Source organism: Methylobacterium tarhaniae, assembly GCF_001043955.1.
GTDB lineage: Bacteria > Pseudomonadota > Alphaproteobacteria > Rhizobiales > Beijerinckiaceae > Methylobacterium > Methylobacterium tarhaniae.
Genome location: NZ_LABZ01000326.1, coordinates 1 through 1731, shown reverse-complemented (window position 1 = coordinate 1731; position 1731 = coordinate 1). Strand labels below are relative to the sequence as shown.

At 68.7% G+C, this 1731-nt stretch carries 1 protein-coding gene; it reads left to right on the top strand.

Annotated elements, in window-relative coordinates; genetic code table 11:
* On the top strand, positions 1 to 1731 hold a 1731-nt coding region (locus VQ03_RS31235; protein WP_167376145.1), incomplete at both ends, for an FG-GAP repeat domain-containing protein.

The window sequence follows — 1731 nt, the reverse complement described above, 5'->3', positions numbered from 1 at the left end:
TTCGGCTTCACCGGCGCGAGCATCACGCGCCCGCAGCCCGGCAGCGGCCCGCTCAAGGCCGGCGACAGCCTGGCCATCACCCTGGCCACGGCCCAGACCGTCACCGGCGTGACCCTGGCGCAGGGCGGCGCGCTGCCGAGCCTCACGCTCAGCAACGGCGCGACCGCCAGCTATACCGGGTTCGACGCGTCAGGGCTGCAATTCACCTATACGGTGCAGGTCGGGGACGACACCGCCGACCTGAAGGCGAGCAGCCTCGCCCTGGCCGGCGCCATCGTCGAGCATGCCACGCCGGACGGGTACCAGGCGTCCTTCTACGACGGGACGGATCTCAGCTATTCCGTTGAGGCGGCGGACATCGACGGCGACGGCAAGCTCGACCTCATGACCACCGGCTACATCGGCGGCACGGTCTCGGTCAGGCTCGGCAACGGCGACGGCACCTTCGGCGCCGAGACCAAGCACACGGTCGGAGACGGTCCGGTCGCCGTCGCGGCGGCGGACCTGAACGGAGACGGCAAGCTCGACCTTCTCGTCGCCAACGCGACCGGCGAATCCGTCTCGGTCCTGCTGGGCAACGGCGACGGCACCTTCCAGACGAAGGTCGACCTCCCGGTGGGAGACAATCCCTCCGCCGTGACGGCCATCGACGTGACCGGCGACGGGAAGCGCGACCTTCTCGTCGTCAACCAGGACGGTGACACCGTCTCGGTCCTGCTGGGCAACGGCAACGGCACCTTCAAGGCCAACAACGATTTCAGGACGGGCGCATACCCGACCACCCTGGCGGCAGCAGACCTGAACGGGGACGGCAAGGTCGACCTCGTGACGACCAACACCGACGACGGCGACGGAACCACCGTCTCGGTCCTGCTCGGCAACGGCGACGGCACCTTCCAGACGAGGGTCGACTTCGCCGTGGGAGCCGCTCCCAGATCCGTGACAGCCATGGACGTGAATGGCGACGGCACGCGCGACCTCGTCGTCGCGAACAGACGAGATGACTCCGTCTCGGTCCTGCTGGGCAACGGCGACGGCACCTTCCAGGCGAAGGCCGACTTCGCCGTCGGAAAACGCCCCGGCGCCGTCGTGGCGGTGGACATCGACCAGGACGGCAAGCTCGACCTCGTCACGGCCAATCGGTCGAGCAACGACATCTCGGTTCTGCTCGGCAACGGCGACGGCACCTTCCAGGCCGCCGCGTCTTACATGGCGGGCCAAACGCCCTATGCGCTCACCGTGCTCGACCTGAACGCGGATGGACGGCCCGATCTCCTCGCCAGCAACACGGGTGACAGCGGCGTCACGGTTCTCCTGAGCACGCTGCCGACCCGGGCCCTGCTCGATCCGTCGAGCCTCACCACGACAGGCCTGTCCGTCGCGGTCGATACCATCGCTCCCGACGCCCCGGTCATCACCGCCCCGGTCGACGGCACGCTGACCAACGACAGCACCCCGACCATCAGCGGCACCGCCGAGGCCGGCAGCGAAATCATCCTCCTCATCGACGGCAACCCGTTTCGCGCCACCACGGCGAGCAATACGGGCACCTTCTCTGTCGAGGTGCCCAGCGCCCTGATCGACGGCGTCCACACTATCTCCGCCCACGCCATCGACGCCGCCGGCAACAAATCGGCCGATGCGAACTCCATCAGCCTGACCGTGGACGCGATCCCCCCGGCCGCCCCGCGCGTGACCAGCGGCAGCCATTACACCACCACCACCCCGACC